This window comes from Ruegeria sp. BC3 (assembly GCF_056539265.1).
The window spans coordinates 520,864-539,425 of the sequence record NZ_JBQFUP010000004.1 but is presented as its reverse complement, the minus strand read 5'-3'; the positions used below and the strand labels follow the sequence as shown (position 1 = coordinate 539,425).

Annotated in this window: 17 protein-coding genes and 1 pseudogene; 11 read left to right on the top strand and 7 right to left on the bottom strand. The window is 51.8% G+C overall.

The annotated features are described in order from the left end of the window. Positions 1-195, bottom strand: a pseudogene (locus tag ACR0MV_RS14590) (hypothetical protein); the annotation flags it as partial. A gap of 535 nt (positions 196-730) precedes the next feature. Between ACR0MV_RS14590 and ACR0MV_RS14585 the strand changes: the two are divergent. The 5 genes from ACR0MV_RS14585 (at position 731) to ACR0MV_RS14565 (ending at position 5,063) form a co-directional block, all read left to right on the top strand. Then, positions 731-892, top strand: coding sequence for a DDE-type integrase/transposase/recombinase (locus ACR0MV_RS14585; RefSeq protein ID WP_480702558.1), 162 nt, complete (start codon positions 731-733; stop codon positions 890-892). A gap of 675 nt (positions 893-1,567) precedes the next feature. Next, positions 1,568-3,226 carry a TadE/TadG family type IV pilus assembly protein gene (locus ACR0MV_RS14580; protein ID WP_480702557.1) on the top strand — a complete coding sequence of 553 codons (1,659 nt, stop codon included), beginning with the start codon at positions 1,568-1,570 and terminating at the stop codon, positions 3,224-3,226. Continuing rightward, a complete protein-coding gene (locus tag ACR0MV_RS14575; protein WP_480702556.1) occupies positions 3,223-3,756 on the top strand; it encodes a TadE/TadG family type IV pilus assembly protein in 534 nt (177 codons plus the stop codon). The genes ACR0MV_RS14580 and ACR0MV_RS14575 overlap by 4 nt, the downstream gene beginning before the upstream one ends. A 1-nt stretch (position 3,757) precedes the next feature. Continuing rightward, positions 3,758-4,315 (top strand): TadE/TadG family type IV pilus assembly protein, encoded by a 558-nt coding sequence (locus ACR0MV_RS14570; RefSeq protein WP_480702555.1) that lies wholly within the window; start codon positions 3,758-3,760, stop codon positions 4,313-4,315. 403 nt (positions 4,316-4,718) lie between these two features. Then, positions 4,719-5,063, top strand: coding sequence for a DDE-type integrase/transposase/recombinase (locus ACR0MV_RS14565; protein ID WP_480702554.1), 345 nt, complete (start codon positions 4,719-4,721; stop codon positions 5,061-5,063). A gap of 198 nt (positions 5,064-5,261) precedes the next feature. On the opposite strand, the gene ACR0MV_RS14560 is transcribed toward ACR0MV_RS14565, so the two are convergent. Continuing rightward, the gene (locus tag ACR0MV_RS14560; RefSeq protein ID WP_480702553.1) at positions 5,262-6,620 is read right to left on the bottom strand and encodes a hypothetical protein; all 1,359 of its coding nucleotides are present in this window, start codon (positions 6,618-6,620) and stop codon (positions 5,262-5,264) included. Positions 6,621-7,275: 655 nt separating this feature from the next. Between ACR0MV_RS14560 and ACR0MV_RS14555 the strand changes: the two genes are divergently transcribed. From ACR0MV_RS14555 to ACR0MV_RS14540, 4 genes are all read left to right on the top strand, one after another. Next, positions 7,276-8,646: a leishmanolysin-related zinc metalloendopeptidase gene (locus ACR0MV_RS14555; protein WP_480702552.1), complete on the top strand. Its 1,371-nt coding sequence runs from the start codon at positions 7,276-7,278 to the stop codon at positions 8,644-8,646. 450 nt (positions 8,647-9,096) lie between these two features. Further along, positions 9,097-9,435, top strand: coding sequence for a hypothetical protein (locus ACR0MV_RS14550; protein WP_170425666.1), 339 nt, complete (start codon positions 9,097-9,099; stop codon positions 9,433-9,435). After that, the gene (locus ACR0MV_RS14545) at positions 9,428-10,654 is read left to right on the top strand and encodes an HlyD family secretion protein (RefSeq protein WP_480702551.1); all 1,227 of its coding nucleotides are present in this window, start codon (positions 9,428-9,430) and stop codon (positions 10,652-10,654) included. Before ACR0MV_RS14550 ends, ACR0MV_RS14545 begins: the two co-directional genes overlap by 8 nt. A gap of 32 nt (positions 10,655-10,686) precedes the next feature. Continuing rightward, positions 10,687-11,013 carry an ion channel gene (locus tag ACR0MV_RS14540; protein ID WP_170425670.1) on the top strand — a complete coding sequence of 109 codons (327 nt, stop codon included), beginning with the start codon at positions 10,687-10,689 and terminating at the stop codon, positions 11,011-11,013. Between the two features lie 144 nt (positions 11,014-11,157). Here ACR0MV_RS14540 and ACR0MV_RS14535 read toward each other — a convergent pair whose 3' ends face one another. Further along, on the bottom strand, positions 11,158-12,627 hold the full coding sequence (locus ACR0MV_RS14535) for a tetratricopeptide repeat protein (protein ID WP_480702550.1): 1,470 nt from the start codon (positions 12,625-12,627) through the stop codon (positions 11,158-11,160). Between the two features lie 330 nt (positions 12,628-12,957). Between ACR0MV_RS14535 and ACR0MV_RS14530 the strand changes: the two genes are divergently transcribed. Next, positions 12,958-13,278: an FAD-dependent oxidoreductase gene (locus ACR0MV_RS14530; protein ID WP_480702549.1), complete on the top strand. Its 321-nt coding sequence runs from the start codon at positions 12,958-12,960 to the stop codon at positions 13,276-13,278. Here ACR0MV_RS14530 and ACR0MV_RS14525 read toward each other — a convergent pair. The 4 genes from ACR0MV_RS14525 to ACR0MV_RS14510 all read right to left on the bottom strand — a co-directional run bounded on the left by ACR0MV_RS14525 (position 13,239) and on the right by ACR0MV_RS14510 (position 17,291). Beyond that, positions 13,239-14,948 (bottom strand): adenylate/guanylate cyclase domain-containing protein, encoded by a 1,710-nt coding sequence (locus tag ACR0MV_RS14525; RefSeq protein WP_480702566.1) that lies wholly within the window; start codon positions 14,946-14,948, stop codon positions 13,239-13,241. The genes ACR0MV_RS14530 and ACR0MV_RS14525 overlap by 40 nt on opposite strands. A gap of 193 nt (positions 14,949-15,141) precedes the next feature. Continuing rightward, a complete protein-coding gene (locus ACR0MV_RS14520) occupies positions 15,142-15,762 on the bottom strand; it encodes a class I SAM-dependent methyltransferase (protein WP_480702548.1) in 621 nt (206 codons plus the stop codon). A 323-nt stretch (positions 15,763-16,085) separates the two neighbouring features. After that, on the bottom strand, positions 16,086-16,289 hold the full coding sequence (locus ACR0MV_RS14515) for a hypothetical protein (protein WP_058283652.1): 204 nt from the start codon (positions 16,287-16,289) through the stop codon (positions 16,086-16,088). A gap of 234 nt (positions 16,290-16,523) precedes the next feature. Continuing rightward, positions 16,524-17,291, bottom strand: coding sequence for a helix-turn-helix transcriptional regulator (locus ACR0MV_RS14510; protein WP_348539544.1), 768 nt, complete (start codon positions 17,289-17,291; stop codon positions 16,524-16,526). A gap of 153 nt (positions 17,292-17,444) precedes the next feature. On the opposite strand from ACR0MV_RS14510, the gene ACR0MV_RS14505 reads away from it, so the two are divergent. After that, positions 17,445-18,545: an ABC transporter ATP-binding protein gene (locus tag ACR0MV_RS14505; RefSeq protein ID WP_245218179.1), complete on the top strand. Its 1,101-nt coding sequence runs from the start codon at positions 17,445-17,447 to the stop codon at positions 18,543-18,545. Positions 18,546-18,562 lie beyond the last annotated feature (17 nt).

Below are 18,562 nucleotides of genomic sequence, written 5' to 3'. Positions count from 1 at the left end.
GCAAATCCGCCGCATAATCAAACCAACCAGATGAGCCACATCCTCTCTTAGATCAGAGCGCCATCTGTCCCAAAATCCCTGACGACGGACAATCTTCAAAAACCTGGGCCCCTTTCCGAGCCAGCGCCACTGCTCCAGCGTCCGCGGCGACATGTGCCACCGCTCCGCCAGCTGATCTTGTGTCAACTTGGGCATACCAACCTCAATTGCTCACTGCGGCACGAGGAAGTTCGGTCCGCTTCTGTTGAACAAAGTGAGGGTTCGGATCTCTAAAATCTGTGGCCGCCGCCGAAAAAGGCGTGACACATGCCAGGTCTAAGTCATTGATATTATGTGACTTGAATCAGAAAGGTGTGACCCATCCGCAAAATGCGTAACCTTGCCACCCAAATCGCAGGGAGTCAGCGGCTGCAAACGACCCGAAAGCTGACGTTAATCCAAAATGCTTGGAAGACGGCTTCGAGCCCAAAGCAGACTACGTCAGTCGGGATCAAGTCACCGTAGTTCGGCACGTAGTTTCCGAAGGGCTGCGAACGTGAAATTCGTTGGCGGCTAATATGTTAAAACTAAAAACACCGTTGAGACTCACGGGCGAAACGGATGCAAGAAAACTCGCCGATTTAATGAAATTGTTTCGGCTCTTTGTTCGCATAGAAAATCCTAATAAAGCGGGTTCAGAAATTGCGGGCGTGTTCAAATTTTAAATTGGCACGCCGCCGAATTATTTGGGATGATCAATGGTAAGCGGCGCTACTTGCGGCGCGCAATTGATAACGAAGGCGAAGAGCTATCAGCCGTGTTCAAAAAATATCGCATCAAGCAGGCGGAACTGAAATTACTCGCAAAATTTATGAAACGGCGCGGTACTGTAGGTCTGGATAGCTTCGCGTAGTATCAGGCCACGCTAAAAGAGCTTGCAGCCGAGGAAAAACAACGGCGGGTTAGGTCGCTCAATGACCGGGTTGAGAGTTCACACCTTCCGTCCCGAAGACGAAAGCACGTTATGCAACGCTTCAGGCGGATGCGACATTTAAAGAAGTTCGACTTCTTAAATTCCTAAGAATACAACCAATTGAACCGGGAAAGATCGCTCGATGGCAGGCACACCTTCAAGTTGACACGCATCGCCGCTCTTGCTGAGTGGTGCGAACTTCGTACGGCATAAAATGCGGCGTCACCGGCGTGACAAAAAGGGCTCGAGTTTTTCTGATAAAGCCAAACACCGCCGCAATAAATACAGTTCTAATGGCATAATTGAAGCGGGTACGTATTTTCGGGCAGCGCGATTATTGAAGCCTCTATATTAACCAAGCATTAATGAGTGGTTTTTTATCGTAAAAAATAAACCCTCCAAATGGCCAGTGGGCCGCCGCATTTTTGACATATTCAAATCACACATTTTATAGAGATGAGTTCGGTTAAAAATGAACTTAATTTCAGATCCTTAGAGGGATTCTGAATCAGTGCCCTAGTAAATGTTTCCGTAGTTGCAATACCTGCAATTACGAGCCGTTCCCCAATAGAAATGATCTAATGACAGCTTTCCGCCGCTAAAGGAGGTTAATAAATGCCTGTGAATTTTGCGAAATTAGCAAGCTCTATCGTTTCTCCTACATTCGGTGTGTGGAAAGGTGCTCGACGTCTTGCCAGCGACGAGAGTGGCGCGCTTTCTATATTCGCCCTATTTATGTTTGTGGTTATCGTCGCCTTTGTGGGAATTGGTATCGATTTCATGCGCTATGAGAGCGAACGTGCAAATTTGCAGTACACGTTGGATCGCTCTGTTTTGGCTGCGGCGGACCTTGATCAAAAAGCCGAGCCAGAATCTGTTGTTCGTTCGTACTTAGAAAAGGCGGGCCTTCTGCAAAATCTGACCAGCATCGATGTAGTCAACGACACTGGTTACCGCGAGGTGTCGGCGACAGCCCAATCTGAGATGCAGACCCAATTCATGCACCTTTCTGGTGTTGATACATTGATCGCACCCGCGGCAAGTACGGCAGAGGAAAGCGTCGGTTTGGCCGAGATCTCAATTGCCATGGACGTTTCGACCTCGATTGACCTGCCAGCACTGCAAGCTGCCACAAAAAGCATCATTACAAAGATTGGAACGAAAAACGGGACTTGGAGCAACGAGGTTTCATTTTCCCTTATTCCATATTCCAGCCAGGTTAACGCTGGCGCGGATTTGCTGAAATACTACAATGTCGACCGTTTCCATGGCCACTCGCACTGCGTAAACTTTATCGACAATGAATTCAGCAAGCCTGATCTTTCTCTGACCAGAGTGCTGGAACAAACGGCTCATTTCGACCCTTACACCAAGACAAAAGAGCCAATTGGACATCCCGTCTGCCCAATCCGCCCTGGATCAGCGATCTTGCCGTTCCAAAACAACAAAACCGTGCTTCATGATTACGTTGACGGCCTCTCCAAGCTCGCAACCCCAGTGGTGGACGAGGACTCGGGCCTGGACAATGGCGCGAATTGGGGCCTTATCCTGCTGGATCCCGGTACACAACCGGTCATCAATAAACTTGCCACCCCCGTAGCCAAAGGTGGTGACGGCATCGTTCCGGAAACATTCTACGACCGCCCTCTGCCTTACAACAGCAACGTTTTAAAGGTTCTGATCCTGGTGTCCGACGGGGACAATACCGACCAGCACATGCTCAACCCGTCGATGCGCACGACCATGTCGGATATTTGGTACAACGAGGATGCCGATCGCTTCTCGGTCTTCCAGTCCAATGGCAGCCCCATGTACTGGTGGCCGCACGACAATAGCTGGCAAGATCACGCCTACGGCGAAGGAAACTCGCGCTGCACGACCAAAGGCAGTAAAACGGAATGCGTGGAAGAGTTCGAACCCGGCAGCGCGGTACAATTGTCCTACGTTGAGCTGCTGAACCTCGTGTCTTTGGAACATATCGAAGACGAGATCTTCACCCAGTCCCCAAGTGCCTATGGTCAATGGGAAGCCAGCGCGTTCAGCAAGAAAAATGCAGTCGCCAAGGATCAGCGCACCAAGCACGTATGCAAGGCCGCCAAGGATGAAGGGGTGATTGTCTTTAGTGTCAGCGTAAACGCCCCGGCGAACGGGGAAAAGGTACTGCAAGATTGCGCAAGCTCGGCCAGCCATTATTATAAAGCGTCGGCTCCGGAGCTTACAGATGCCTTTACCTCGATCGCGTCCTCGGTTCGTATGTTGAGGTTGACACAATGATGCGCCGGATGTTCTCCGCTCTAACTGAGCTTCGCCGCAAGGAAGACGGCAATGTGACTGTCGAGTTTGTTATCATTTTCCCTGCCGTGTTTTTTCTGGTTCTTTCGGGATTGGAGCTTGGCTTAGTAACATTGAAACACGCGCAACTTGAGCGGGCTGTCGACATGACCGTTCGCGACATTAGGCTGAACACCGGCATTAACCCACAGCATGAAGATATTAAGGCGCTTATCTGCAGCCGAGCCAGTTATATCAGCAATTGTGAAAACAGCTTGCGTCTGGAAATGATCCGTCAAGATCCTTTTGCGTCCATAACAGTACCGACCATCCCTGACTGCACTGACTTGTCCGACGAAGTGCGCCCTGTGCGGACTTTCCAAAACGGCCTTGAGAACGAGTTGATGGTTCTTCGGGCCTGCGCCAAGATCAATCCCACGTTCCCGACATCCGCTATGGGCAAGGCAATAGTTAACGAAGAAGGTCAATACGCTTTGACCGCTACAACCGTTTTCGTACAGGAGCCTAACTAGTATGAGGATTAACCGACTTCCGATACACTTTTCAAAACGATTCCTCGGCCCGGAAAACGGCTCGATTTCCGTCGAAGCCGTTCTTGTCATCCCATTCCTCTTTTGGGCGATCATGGCGGGTTATACATTTTTCGACGCCTATAGGCAGAATGCCTCGAACATCAAAGCAGCACATACGATCGGTGACCTAATTTCTCGGGAAACTCGGGAGATCAATGGCGAATACATTGATTCGATGGTGGAAATGTTCAAATTGATGGTGGCAAATGATACGGATTTGAAAATTCGAATTTCGTTAGTTCTTTATGATGCAGCCAACGACAATCATTCGGTGAACTGGTCTGCAATTCGCGGCGAATATGTTGAAAAGTTAACGGACGACGATATCGGTCAATATAAAGATCTTCTTCCCCCGATGTCGGATCAGAATACGCTTATTCTGGTTGAAACCTCCAACACGCTTGTCCCGGTCTTTAGAGTAGGCTTAGACAATATCGAACTGAAAAACTTCATTTTCACTCGACCGCGCTTCGCAAACAATATTAAAGCGAACGTCTAAGTGCCTGAGCCCGGCACGGAGGGTTCCCCGTAAAGGCTGGCTGCAAATACGATTGCTCCGCTATTGCGGTACTTGTGATATTTGGATTGTTCTTTTCGGAAGTACTTTAGTTGAGGTTGGAAATGGGATTTCGTAGCCGTCTTCCGTGAATAAGCGATCACCCTTCTAGCGCTGTCAAGCCAGCCCCGAGATCATCCTTTTGGCAGAGATGCTGCAATTCCTTTTCCAATTGTCGCTTCGAAAAGTGGTAGACCCATCGCACCAACGGGGAATGGAATTGAAACACGAAACCGTCCAAGATCGATGGGCCGAGTTCGGCTGGATGTTTGCCTCAAATATCGACAAAGCGAGTCCCGAAATGGCGAGCATTCTCGGAATTGAAATGGCGCGTGGATGAGGTTTCTTGAAGGTCAATGGCAAGAGGCACGGCCTCTGGCGGGTCGTTACTCAGGAGGGCGAAGTGAAGGAAGCAGTCGTAACCAAACACCGAAAAGAGCAGGCCGCAAATAGATTCCTCAAGAAATTGATGAAGCGGCGCGGTAACGCGAAAAATACCGTCAAAGATCGTTTCGCGTCACAATTGGCCGAAATCAGAGAGCTTGGTGTGACCATAAAACAGCAGAATGGCAGGTGGCTCAACAGCCGTATCGAGAATTTGCACCTGCCGTTGCAACGAGACTGTTTTGAGGAGAGCGGTCACCTGGATAGGCGAACGGTAGGCAAATGTTTTTGTTTGCTTCATGCGTAAAGCAGTCGTTCACGCCGCATGCAGCCAATGTCTGCTTCGAGCCCAAAGCGGACAATTAGTCCCGCGTGAGTTTCGTTTTGGTGACCCCCAAAATCGTGATACTGCCACCCAAATAGTGGATCAGATTCAATCCAACGGGAGACCGGTATTTTCCAAAATAGCGTCTAAACCCTTGCTCTGGGGCCTCTAACTTTACGTTCAGCCGTTACTTGCAAATTCGCCTTCCGACTCTACACCCGGGGTTTGATCTATCCCCTCCGATTCTCCATCGGCCTCCTGGCCGTCGGCGTAAATGCTTCCGCCGTCCGAAGTGCCAAGTGTGGCTTTTACCAATTCTTCATCGGGATTGGAGGCGCGGACGGCGCCAAGGACGCGGTCTTGCTGTTCCTCCGCGATGATTGTGTCGTCAGAAAAGTCGCCTTTGTAGTGCCCCAACAGGCTGGCTTCCGCGTCATGCACCGCCTCCGCAGCCGCCAACTGATCTTCTGTCGGCTGCCCTATCTTGTTTCCGTCCTCGTCTGTTGTTACGTCGTGCGCATCTTTCACCGCTTGTGCGGTTTCCAAGTCTTCAGGCGCAATCGTACTGGGGGTGGCCGCCTCATCGGCAAGAACTTGTTCAGCTTCCTCCAGCGTCATTGGAGCCGTGTCCAAATAGTCATACGCCGCAGCAATTTCCTTCACTTCTTCTGGGCTCAAGTCGTAGTCTTCACCCATGACATGTTTGAAGTTCGCGTCGGCTACTGCAAGACCTGCAGCCAGGCTTACCGGCCCTGTACCCTTCGCATACTGTCCGTTCGCTATATGAGCGAGTTTTGCATTTATACTGGAGTTAATAGCACCATTCAGTTTGCCAAGGTTGCGCGGGTCAAGGGTACCATCATCAAGTAGTTTTGTTTTTCTGTTTGGTGGACTAAGGGACTGCCTAACACTCGTTTTTTTTGCTTGCGTTGTGGTCGTCCGCGCCTTGTTACCTTTGAATAGGCCTTTGATGCCGTTTTGCTTTAGATTGCGGCCTAAAGCCTGAAAGTCTTTCTTCATAGCCCGACCTAAACGACCGCCGCTCTTTGACTTATGACTTTTGCTGGCAGACTTCGAGTTTGTCCCGTTCAGAGATTTGTCAGAACCCCATCCCCTTTTGGCACCTTTTTCACCGCTTTTGCCGCCCTTTCCGCCACCGTTATCCCCTTTTCCGCCGCCGTTACCTCCACCTTTGCCGTTGCCATTTTTTGCGTATGCGTAATCGGTGGCGAGAACGGTCACGACTGGCGCGACTACAAATGCAGACAGTACGATTGCGGAGACGCTCACTTTAAGGAAGTTCAACACGGTAGAAATCCTTTCGTTTAAAGAAATACCGGTCAGCGGTGGCGAACGAATGCCACCCTTAAAAATGTTGCTCAAACAGGGCCAGAATGAGGCAGCTATTCGACTTTCAGGAGTTGTTATTTTTAATGGAATATTAACAGCTTGACCTCTACCTCCCAAAGAATCACTTGAGAAAATAAAATTGTTAACAATAGCAGTAGTTTTAAGGTTTTTGTCTCCAGCAGAGATCAAAAAAAGCCGCTGAAACGGAATTAATAGGGGCGTTAATACCCGGTTAATGTGAGGTCTGAAAAATATAAAATAGTTTTTACGAGTTGACTATGGTTAAGCAAAGCAAAAGGGAGCTATTCCCGCCTTTAAACGACGCCGAGGTCGAAACATTTGGCCCGGACAAGAATAGCTCCCTAAAGCCTATGATAAGAAAAGCTATATTTGCTGCCCCAATATTGTTGTATTTTCTTCTACTGGCCCTTTTTTTAAATAGAGCGTCTGCCGATAGCTGTGTGTCGATCCTGCAGTAGATGAAGGCTTTTGCCCTGAGATGGGCAATGAGGGTCCGCGCTATCAGACGAGACAGCGAAAGACAGTTCTGTTAGTCCACTCCGCCTGCTGAGCAATCATTCAATTGGTTCTCGAGCTCTGCGCCGCAGCAAACGGCAGCTTCGTCCGCACAGCCGGCATTCGCTCCTTGTCGTGAACTTCGAATGTCCGCACCGAGCCCATTTTGTACCTTTACAGGGGTAGGATTGTGCGACGGCTTGGTTAAAGAGCTACCGTTCAATACATAAATTAGACATAAACAGCATATTCAACATAAATTAAATCGCATTATTTTATTCTGATAATCAGATGTAGTGGTGGAGGCTTCAATTCGGAGATAGGTAGTATGCACGCAAAACGTTTGGATCGAATTCTGTTTGACGATTTTTTTGATGCCGTCGATGAATTTGTTTGGGAGCATGTTGATACTCCCAACGGACCCCAACCGGGTACATCTGCAGATGGCCCGGCATTGCATGCACTCCCTCAGCCAACCGCCCTTGACAGTCATGCTGGTGAGACCTCCGACGTATTTGTCGATGATTACCAAGTGTTAAACACGGGCGACCCGGCCGGCGGATTTAATGTCGAAGGCAGAAAGGGCCTTGATCCAATTATTGAATTTATCTTGGAGCAGGCTGACGCCTCCAACGGGCTTGAACCGGTTGCGCCGGCAGATGGCCAGGCGTTGCGCGCACTCCTTCAGCCCAATGCCTTCGAAAACCAAACCAGCGTAAGCTCCGACGCAACCTTTGTTGACTACCAAGAGTTCAACATGGGCAATCCCTTCGGCGGCGGCGGCGGCGGCGGTGGTGGTGGTGGTCGACCGGGCGGCGGCGATGATGGCGGTGGTGACGGAGGCGGCGGTGGCAGCACTGTGGAAGCTACCTATACTTCGGGCACTCTCGATACCGGGTTCGACGATACTATCACCGTAGATACCAATCGCGGCACTAGTGATCCGTTTAATTTTCAGATCGAATTTGTAGGAAACGGGTCAGATTGGAACACTTCGATCGCGACAACCATACAAGGCTATGTCGAAGCGGCAGCGGAATTTCTTTCTTCGGTCATTGCATATGGCTTTACGGACGATGACAACGGCTTGAAATCAGATGGTACGGAGTTTGTGCTTGATGACCTCTATGTCGAAGTCAAACTTGAAACCGGTGCGCTGGGTGGAGAGGTTGCATCGGCAAATATTTACGCAGCAAACGACTGGGACGGCAATGGCACGGCTGAAACACCGGCTGGCGCCACCCTTACCATCGACCTTGCCGATGCGGCCTCTCTCGATGCACTCGGCGTGCTTGATGACACGATACTTCACGAGATGATCCACGCGCTGGGATTTGGTACCCTTTGGGATGTTGCGGGCAACGATTTGACAACTAAGTCGAAGGGCAATCTTGTATACACTGGGACAGAAGCTACGACTTTGTATGGAGATAATATTCCGGTGGAAGGCGGTGGCGGGCGCGGCACTTCCGGAGGTCATTGGGACGAGGCAGCCCTGGATGCCGAGCTAATGACCGGGATCGTTGAACAGACCGACACCATGTATCTGGCAGACTTTTCGCTCGCGTCTCTAGAAGACCTTGGGATCTATGAACTCGCTGCCGGGTGGGAAGGCGAACTGGCTGCTCTGAATAGCTCAAACGCTACGGGCGACGGAATCGATCTGATGGCCTGGTACGACGGTTTTCTTACAGCTTGAACAGCATCAAGCTAATTCACAGCGGTGCCAGTTAGTTCTGGCGCTTCTGTTTTCTTGGAAGCCAAGTTCGCAGCACATTGCGATAGCCAAAGCTGGTTAGTATACAGCCCCTTATCCGTTTAGCTGCGTAAATGTTACTAATGGTTGCTTTGTCCGCACAGCGGTCACTCGCGACATTTCGGCGAATGACCGCACCGAGCCCTGAGCGGTCATTACCGTGCCAGTTGAATGCTGCGGATGCATTCGGCAGCTGCGCCTCCAGAGCAGACCCCAGATTATTCTGACTAAACTCCCGGTAATTGATCTGTACTCCAATCTCAAATCCCGGTGGTTTAGCCAAGTCTGAAGTATGCCTTTGAGAAAATTCCAAAGCCTCAAGTCAAATTGGTTTTCTTGATATCAATCAGTTATATTCGAATGTGATCACTTGGATGCGGCGGGGGGAGACAGGTGAACAGTTCTATTCCTGATGACGCGATGGCGAGGCTCCCATTTTGGGTAACCCCTCCGGGGGAGACAGATGGTTTTCTGATCGTTGTTGGATTGGTTCTAGTAATAGTGCTGCTGGGTTTTGGCGCACTCTACTTCACAGTACAGGCCATTCCAGACCGGATGGCAGCAGGTGCTCATAAGGTCCAAATGCAGTTGGTCGGTGTACTTGGGTTAATCTCTCTATTCACCCTGAATAACGCTTTCTGGATCGCAGCTATTCTGATCGCCGCCGTGCCGTTGCATGAGATCTTTCCACTCAAGACCGAAGTAGACGTCTCGGAGAGCGACGATGCTTGAGCTAGTCTTCTCTGCACTGATCACAATCGTTCCAGACTATCTTTATCGCCGCTACAAGCAAGGCAAGCGGTGGGGTCACGAAATAACCCTGTTCAATGTCTGGTACGAATTGCGGTGGGGTTTGACAGCCTGTGCAATACTGGCTGTGACGCTGATTACGTTGATCTTCTATTTCCACCCCTCAACGCGGAATGTCTCTGCGGCGTTTCGCACAGTTACCATTCTGTCGGATCGCGCGGGGCGGGTCGCGGAAGTCTACGTTGCCAATAATGACGACGTGAATGCTGGTGATTCCATTTTCCGATTGGACACCACAAGGCAGGAGGCAGCAGCGGAAACGGCTCAGCGTCGTATCGAAGAGATTGAGGCGGCTCTGGGCCTGATCGCAACAGAAGTCGCGAGCGCCACCGCAAGGGTTGAGGCGACGGAAGCTGAACTTGCTCAGGCTACGAGCGATTTGGAGCGACGTCTGGATCTTGCGGAACGAAACAAAACCGTTGTTAGTGAACAAGAACTGGAACGCTTGCAAACAGCAGTGACCGGCGCAGAAAGTCAGCGCGCAGCCGCTATTGCCTCGCTAGACGGTGCCAAATTGCGCCAAACTACTCTTCTCCCTGCACAGCTTGAAACTGCGCGTGCGGTTTTGAGAGAGGCTGAGGCCGAGATATCAAAATCCACCGTATTTGCCGAAGTGGACGGGACGGTAACGCAGTTCCTCCTAAAGCCGGGTGATATCGTTAATCCAATACTACGCCCTGCTGGGATCTTGGTGCCGGAGGTCACGGGACAAGGGCGTTTTATCGCGGCTTTTGGTCAGATTTCCGCCAGTGTGCTCAAGCCGGGTATGCTGGTGGAAATTACCTGCGCGTCTAAACCGTTGACCATAATCCCGATGTTTGTGGATGACGTGCAGGAGGCGATTGCTGCCGGGCAGTTTCGACCGGGTGATGCGCTGCTGGATCAGCAGGATCGAGCGCGACCCGGTACAGTGACAGCGTTCCTGGCCCCTATTTTTCCAAAGCATCTTGATAGCATCCCGCCCGGTAGTGCGTGCGTTGGCGTTGCTTATACGAGCCGAGCAAAGGAAATCGACGCTGGTGAGATCACAGGCCTGTCAGCCTTCATTGCAAGGATTGTGGATGGCATGGGTATAGCAAATGCAATTGTCTTGCGGGCACAGGCCATTCTGCTTCCTGTTAAGACATTGGTATTCAATTAGGCCCCCAACTGGCAGAGAGGTAGAGTTTCGCCATGGGTTGCGACGCCAGCTACATTTGCACGTTTTTGTCGGTTTTCCTTTGGGACCTGATTTATCTGTCACCGGTGCTTGTATTCTTGTTGGTCTTGGTGTGCATGCTGGGGATATCAATTGGTCGGATCGAAGGCTGGTCGACCGGACCGAGCGTTTATCATGCTTTCATAAACGCAACTACAGTTGGCTACGGAGACCTTAGGCCGGAGAAACCCGCAAGCCGGGCTTTGGCGGTTATCAACGCATTTGTTGGGCTTATCTTTGCAGGCATTGTCGTAGGTATAGGTGTACATGCTGTCGAGATCTCGATGAATGTCGAATTTTGATTTGTGTAGGTTTCAAAAAAGAGAATGACCGATTTTTCCGCATGGCAGTCGTTCGGGCCATGATCGCTATGCGGCTGCTTTTGCCCAATTCGGTCGATGCTGCTGCAAAAACTACAAAGCACCGACCAAGTGTGTTGTTGCCACTTATTGAAGTGCGGCGAGGCTTCTTGCTCTGTTTGGAGAAAGGTCCAGCGTCGCCTGATAAGCGACCGCAGCTTCATTGGGTTTTCCAAGCTCCATCAGCATGTCCCCGAGAAGTTCTCGTGCCGGAAGGACGTGGCCGGGTGTGACCGGGCTTTTGCCAATCTTATCCTCGAGATCAGCCGCGGCTGCCTGCTTAGCAACTGCGGCCTCAGAGGCCCCACCCGCCAGTTCAATCCAGGCTTCCACCGACATGATCTGTGCTTCGGTCAACTGCGCCCAATAGCCCTGCCCACGCTCCTCCATCACAGCGTGCAAAGACTTGAGCTCGGCAAGCGCGCTCTGCGCTGTATCGACATCACCACTACGGGCCGCGCCGATACCGATCGCGAACCACCGCATGGCTACAGTTTGTGGAAATTTTTCCCATGGAATGACCGGGTGCATCTCAGGCGACAGTGCCGCCGCGACGTCCCATTGACCCTGCTCAAGAGGCAGCCGAACGGGTGCAGCCGCTAACGCATAAGCGCTTCCGAAACTGGCCTGATGATTTTGAATTGCGAGCATTTCGTCGACCAGCCCTGCAGCTTCGTCTGTATTCCCAAGTTGTAGGTGGCCGTAAACCATATAGTCGATCGCATGCGCATAATGGCTTTGTACCACGTCTTTTGATTGCTCAAGAGCTGCTTCAGCGGACCGGCTGTTCAGATCAATTGATTTTTCCCATTCTCCTGTTCGTGTAAAGATATGAGCGGGCATATGCAGCGCATGTGGAGCGCTTGGAGCCGTTTTATCGTAAATCTCGGCGTACGGCCTGCCTCGCTCCTTGAGTGGCGGATTGTCATAGGCGTGGATCGCGTAGTGAATGACGCCAGGATGTTCTGGTGCCTTTTGATGAAGCGCGTCGAGCGTATCACCCACCTGCGACTTTACTTTGGTTCCGTCTGCCCCTCGCGGCGCCGTTGCAAGGCGCGCCAGCGCCGCAAACGCCGCGGCGTCCAAGTCGTCTGCATGTTGGTCCGCAGCTGCCACCTGTTTCTCCGCCCACGATTTAAGCTGAGCGCGGTAGCCTTCCTGGCTTGAGGCGTAGAAGGCAACAGCGGCGTCGATCAATGCTTGTTCAACGGCGCTTTCGGAGGACATTGACGCGAGTCTTTCCGCTGCAGCAGACCCTCTCTCTGTTTCGGCTTCACTGGGAGTGCCCGGCCAAAGAGGGTGAAAGTTCGACATCGCGATGCCCCACTGTGCAATGGCACAAGTTGGATCCGCAGACGCTGCTTTGTCGAACGCTTCTTCGGCTTGAATGTACATCATGTTGTGAATGAGATTCAGACCTTCGTTGAAAGCTTGGTCCGCTTTTGGGTTGCATGTCGTCTGGAAATTAGCCTCCGCTGAGACTGCGGGCGCGAAAACAAAAAACGAGCTAATACAGGCGACAAAAGTATTGCGGGCTTTGGTATGCAAATGCTGCATCTATCGTCTCCATATTAAATATTGTCCGAAATTGTTTGAGCGTATGGCTCCGCGGCATCATACACAAAATTGTGCGATATGTCCGAACTGTCATCTAAGCGGCGATGCGCTCTGTTCGATCGAATATTTTCTTACGCGGCGTGTCCGCGTTATCCGCTGAGCAGTCGTTCAAGCAAAGCAAACGTGCCGCAGCGCAGCTAAGGGCAGCTTAGTCCGCATTGCAGCCGTTGGCCACGCTTTGGTAGATGTCCGCTTCGAGCCCTGAGCGGACATTGATACGTTGAAGCAACTAGCTGTCGCCGATAGAGTTTCATAGAAAGGTTTGCTGCTATGTACACCCTGATTGACACTGTGGTTGTGGGCGGAGGTCAAGCTGGTCTTTCCGTTAGCTGGCACTTAAAGCAGGCTGGTCATGATCACGTTGTTTTGGACCGCGGGCAGATTGGCGATACATGGCGTAAAGGCCACCGCAGAGCGATCTTCAACACGTCACCGGACAAGCAATTTCTGCGTGAGTTTAAGTCCCGCTCCGAATCCGTTGCGGTCATTCGGCTTGACCTGACGCAAGCATTCAAGACAAGCGGCAAAGCAAGGGCCGATCACAGGAAAAATCAGGCGGGGATACCTGCCTTTGCAAGCCCTGCAAGGTAAAGTTCCATTTGATCGTCCCGCTTCAGATAGAACAGCTTATTTTTTGCGAATGACCGCGAGAATTTCGGCTCTTCCACCATTAGGTTACGCACCATCTTGGCCAGATCTTTGTCCCGCCCGAGATTGGCAAGCGCCACGACTGCATGCGCGGTGGCCCAGTATTGGCAATTTGGCACATCGCGAGCCCGCTCTGCCCAGTCCAGAGCTTTCTCGAACTGGTGATCGAAAAGCAGAGTCAGCGCGCCATAGCTCAGAAAGGCCCAAAGCTGTGGATGGTTAGGGCTCATCTCCACGGCTTTCTCGAAATTGGCAATCGCCTCTTCGTATCGTCCCTCATAGGAAAGTGAGTCTCCCAATCCGCAATATGCTGGAGCCAGCGTCGGGTTCAATTTGATTGCAGTTTCATTCTCAGCCAGCGCGCTGCGGTATTCCCGGCGGGCCAGTTGGACTCTGCCCATCAGCATGTAGAGCAGCGCATTCTGGTTATCCATTGAAACGGCGGTGCGTGCGGCAGCCAGCGCTTCGTCCATAAGGGCAGAATCCGGTTCCGTGTCCCAATACACCATCCCGAGAATCGTGGCATAGGCCCACCAGGCATGTGCCTCGGGAAAACTGGGGTCCAGTTCGCGGCTTTGGAGAAACAACCTCTGAGCTTCACGGTTGCTTACGGCAGTAAACTTGTAAAAATGTGCAAGCCCAAGATGATAGCAGTCCCAGGCATGGGGGTTTCGGCGCGGCGTATCTTCTAACTTGCGCCGGATCGCATTTCCGACCTCGGGCTCCAGTCTGCCAACAATTTTTTCCGTGATCTCGTCCTGAACATCGAAGATGTCTTCCAACTGACGGTCATATTTTTCCGCCCACACGTGGTTGCCAGTCGATGCGTCAATCAGCTGAACCGTGACTCGAATGCGCGCGCCCGCTTTCCTGACCGAGCCTTCGACAACGTAGTCGGCGTCCACGTCATCGGCGAGCTGCCGAACATTCGGGGATTTTCCCTTGTAGGCAAAGGTCGTGTTGCGCGCGACGACCTCGAGCCAGTGGTGTTTCGACAGAGCCGTAATTATGTCTTCGGACAACCCGTCCGAAAAATATTCCTGCTCAGGGTCGCCTGAAATGCTGTCAAATGGTAATACGGCGATCGCAGTTCCGTCAGGGGACCCGGGCGGTTCAGAATCATAAAGCGGATCTACAGACTCGGCGTCCCCCCACCACCAGACTGGCACCGGTCGATCAATGTTCTTAAGCTCACGGTTTTCTCCGCCTTGGAAAGCGCAAGCCGTTTTGCTGTCCAGGCATTCATAGGCGGAGCCGGAGATGAGAACCTGCCCGGCTTCGGCAAGCGCTTCCAAACGAGCGGCGACGTTAACGCCGTTACCAAATACATCATCCTCCTCGAAAACGACTTCACCTGTGTGTATCCCAATTCTCAACTTCAGTGTATTCTCGCTGGCCAAAGAGTTCTGAATGGCGACAGCACAGGTCACAGCGTCAGAGACTGATGGAAACTCGACTATCCAACCATCCCCCATGCATTTCACTAAATTGCCGCGATGCGCGACTACAGAAGGGTCAAAAAGCCCAGATCGAAGCTCTCGCAACGCGCTGAGCGTTCCGCTTTGATCCGAGTTCATAAGGCGGGAATACCCAACCAGATCGGCTGCTAGTATGGCGGTCAGCCTGCGTTTCAGAGGTCATCCTCCTCCGAGCAAAGTGCAATTATCAAAGATTATCATGCGCAGGCTTGGAAAGAAACCGAAGGGCGACTTCGTCCGCAAGACGGCCGCCGGATGAGTAAAGTTGCAGCGAAGGCATGAGCAAGGCCATTGGATGTCACAGTCGTGCCGAAGCGCAACAGCAGCGCTACTGGCCCACGCGTAACAAGCTGAATTGGAAGGACTGAGAGCTTCCCCAAGGAGTATGGTGTGTGTGCTTCCGATGCGTGACCAGGGAAAAACGATCGCCTAATACCTCACATAGCCCCTCTGGATCATAGCGAACGATCGGCAAACCGCTGCACTTCTTCGGACCGTCGAGCGCAAACGTTGCGATAATCGCATGGCCACCTGGGAGAAGGCAGCGGTACAACTGGTCCCGGTAGGCGGAACGGTCGTCCGCATCGACAAGGAAATGAAATACGGCGCGATCGTGCCATAGATCATAGCTTCTCTCCGGGCTCCAGGTTGTGACATCGGCTGCGATCCATTCAATCTGCTCGCCTACGGCGCCAAGTTGTCCACGAGATCGATCAAGCGCAGCTTTGGATACATCGAGCACAGAAACGTCGCTCAGTCCTCTTTCGATCAGGCGTTCTGCGAAGTGTGAAGTGCCTCCGCCTATGTCTATCACAGAGGAGGCATTATCGACGCCGACCACGTCGCAGAGCTCCAATGAGATCGAGGGATCATCCTGATGCCAACTCAGCTGGGTATCGTCTTTCTCGCGGTAGACCTCCTCCCAGTGGCTCACTCTCTCGTCTGCCATGGTGTCTCCACTTGATCCCGTCAGGTGGCGATCATGTAACTTTAGGTCAATGACTGCAATGTCCGCAGAGCGCTCATTCGGGGAAAATCGATCAATGTCTGCTATGCGGACAAAGCGGTCTGTGGTTCTCCAATCAAATCGGCCGACCTTGGGTTTACAGTACACGGTTGTGGAGAGTGAGAAGGATTAGTTGTCTTCACTTCCGGAAGTATAGTGTCTCAATTGGCACCCTTATTGCAAGCTGAGCAGGACGTTATGGCTCACGAGCGTCCAGATACCCTCCGGTTAAGCCCTTTTGAGTGTCAGATGGTATCGTCCCAAAATTAGGTTGTTGGTTGTTCGGGTGCATCACCCAGAGCCAGCAGCAAAAGAATAGCCAAAAGGGGTGATCCAACCAGACCGATCAGGAACCAGATCAAACCAGACCGGTTGCGCCGCCCTGCCATCGTGATCGGCAGGATATAAAGCCAGATCACGACAACCAGCAAGATGAGCATAAAAATCAACTGGATAACTGGTGCGTCCATGAAATTTTGCCTTTCGTATCTTGACGCCATGTTTAAAACGGCTGATCCGGTTAGATAGACAATGGCCCGAAAGCGTTTTCGGGTATTAATTTAGCCCAACATGGGTCCCGGGCGTCCCAACCCTCTCCCTTTGGGTTCCTTGGCTATCAGACAGTGCCGTCCAAATGTTTGGTGTTTTCCGGGTCAAGGTAGCAAGGTCGGCAAAACGGATAAAGTGGGTGTTCAAGGAACCTTTTAAAGTGCCTTTTCAATGAACTTTGAAAAAAGCTCACCCTGCGAATTGATCCTAAGTTTCGCGTAAATGTTGCGTCTGTGGATGCGGACTGTGCCTGGAGAGATGCCGAGAATTGTGCCGACAGCTTCTGCCGAATGGCCCTTCAACGTGAACTCAACGACTTCGCGTTCTCGTGGTGTCAGAACGCCATCGCCAAATGCCTGGAAAGCAAGATCGACGCGACGACTAACGCCATTCGCTGCGGCGCCGCGGGCCAGTGTTGGAAAGTCACTCCAATGTTTGCAACAGGCTGCCCGAACGAGCGGCCATAGAGCGTGCAAATGACGAATTTCCTTGGCTGAAAAAGGCTTCACTGATCGCATGAGCGAGACCACAACCATCCCAGTGCTCGGGATATCGATAAAGTAGCCAATCTCCTCTGCTAACCCAGTCCTTTTGTAATAGCTGCGATAGTATTCGCCCTGATAGAATCTGTCCGGTGCGATATCGCGCATGCGGTACAGACCCGGTGTTATCGGTTTTGTCGCGGCCAAAAAAAATGGATCAAGTACGTAGGGCCCTGCTTGGTAATCCTCAACAAAAATACGCCGTTTGCTTTTGGGAAAATCGTCGTGAAGGTCTATAGGCGCTTCGGTTCCGACATGGCCAAACACCACCGTAAAATCGAATGGTGCGACCTGCCGCAAGCCATCTGCCAAAGCACATGGAAATTCTGGGGTTCCGATCTTCTCCACGACCCTGCCGGCCTCTTCCATCCAATCGTACACGCGCCGCTCCAGATTTTCGAAAAGCACCTCTATACCCCAATTGTGGTATATACAGTTATTCCGAGTTATTGTTACTTTTTCCTTGTTTGAGTGGTATGCCAACAAATGCCAAAAAATCAAGCAAAAGGAAAACGGCAGTATATGAGCTTTGACATGAGCGTCACCATGCAGACGATTGCGGAACTCCGAGGAGTGACCAAGACCTTCGGGAATGTGGTCGCCGCCAAAGACCTGAATCTTTCCATTGGGAAAGGAGAGTTCCTGTCGTTCTTAGGCCCATCTGGTTGCGGCAAAACCACTGCGCTTAGAATGTTGGCAGGTTTCGAGAAGCCAACCGAAGGTCAGGTGTTGCTCGATGGAGAAGTCGTCAACGACTTGGATGCGCACCATCGCCCAGTCAACATGGTGTTTCAGCACTATGCTCTTTTTCCTCACCTAAGCGTGTTCGACAACATCGCGTACGGCCTGCGCCAGCAACGACCACGCGTAGACAAACAAACAATCGCGACAAAGGTTGAGCAAGCGCTGGAAACTGTCCGTCTTGGTGGGTTTGGCCCACGTCGCATCTGGGAGATGTCTGGTGGTCAGCAGCAACGCGTCGCTTTGGCGCGTGCGATCGTAAACGAGCCCAAGCTTTTGCTGCTTGATGAACCAATGGCTGCTCTGGATCGAAAGCTTCGAAAAGAAATGCAGTTTGAACTGCAGAACCTGCAACGACAACTGGGAATAACTTTTGTCCTCGTCACGCACGACCAAGAAGAAGCGCTTTCAATGTCCGACCGAATTTGTGTGATGGAAGGCGGCAGTATTGTGCAGGTTGGCAGCCCACGCGAACTCTATGACATGCCCCGCAGCCGCTACGTGGCTGGATTTGTAGGCACCTCAAATTTCTTTGATGCAACTGTGACTGACTCAGCAGCCGACCAAATCACTGTGCGTTTAGCGAGTGGCCAAAAGGTGCGCGGAACTCCGGAGATTCCAATAGATGCAGGGCAGGAAGTGTGCGTTAGTATCCGTCCTGAACAGATCACGCTGACCCGCGCGCTACCCACAGCTGAAATCGCTCTGCCAGTTACCATTCAAAATCGGATCTTCCTTGGGGAGCACACAGAATACCTTGCGCGCAACGAAGCACTGGGTGATTTCCACGTACTTGTGCCAAGGCAAGCGGAATTGAACGAGGGGACGTTCAATGCAGGAGAGCAGGCCTTTGTTTCATGGGGCGAAGGCGCACTGCTGATCCTGGAAAAATAACAAATCCCGCAATCCAA

What these genes read in the sequence shown, in the direction of transcription:
- ACR0MV_RS14545 (WP_480702551.1), top strand. Translation starts at nt 9,428, where the DNA reads ATGCTTGAGCTAGTCTTCTCTGCACTGATCACAATCGTTCCAGACTAT.
- ACR0MV_RS14585 (WP_480702558.1), top strand. Translation starts at nt 731, where the DNA reads ATGATCAATGGTAAGCGGCGCTACTTGCGGCGCGCAATTGATAACGAA.
- ACR0MV_RS14580 (WP_480702557.1), top strand. Translation starts at nt 1,568, where the DNA reads ATGCCTGTGAATTTTGCGAAATTAGCAAGCTCTATCGTTTCTCCTACA.
- ACR0MV_RS14540 (WP_170425670.1), top strand. Translation starts at nt 10,687, where the DNA reads ATGGGTTGCGACGCCAGCTACATTTGCACGTTTTTGTCGGTTTTCCTT.
- ACR0MV_RS14515 (WP_058283652.1), bottom strand. Translation starts at nt 16,289, where the DNA reads ATGGACGCACCAGTTATCCAGTTGATTTTTATGCTCATCTTGCTGGTT.
- ACR0MV_RS14555 (WP_480702552.1), top strand. Translation starts at nt 7,276, where the DNA reads ATGCACGCAAAACGTTTGGATCGAATTCTGTTTGACGATTTTTTTGAT.
- ACR0MV_RS14530 (WP_480702549.1), top strand. Translation starts at nt 12,958, where the DNA reads ATGTACACCCTGATTGACACTGTGGTTGTGGGCGGAGGTCAAGCTGGT.
- ACR0MV_RS14570 (WP_480702555.1), top strand. Translation starts at nt 3,758, where the DNA reads ATGAGGATTAACCGACTTCCGATACACTTTTCAAAACGATTCCTCGGC.
- ACR0MV_RS14535 (WP_480702550.1), bottom strand. Translation starts at nt 12,627, where the DNA reads ATGCAGCATTTGCATACCAAAGCCCGCAATACTTTTGTCGCCTGTATT.
- ACR0MV_RS14505 (WP_245218179.1), top strand. Translation starts at nt 17,445, where the DNA reads ATGAGCGTCACCATGCAGACGATTGCGGAACTCCGAGGAGTGACCAAG.
- ACR0MV_RS14520 (WP_480702548.1), bottom strand. Translation starts at nt 15,762, where the DNA reads ATGGCAGACGAGAGAGTGAGCCACTGGGAGGAGGTCTACCGCGAGAAA.
- ACR0MV_RS14575 (WP_480702556.1), top strand. Translation starts at nt 3,223, where the DNA reads ATGATGCGCCGGATGTTCTCCGCTCTAACTGAGCTTCGCCGCAAGGAA.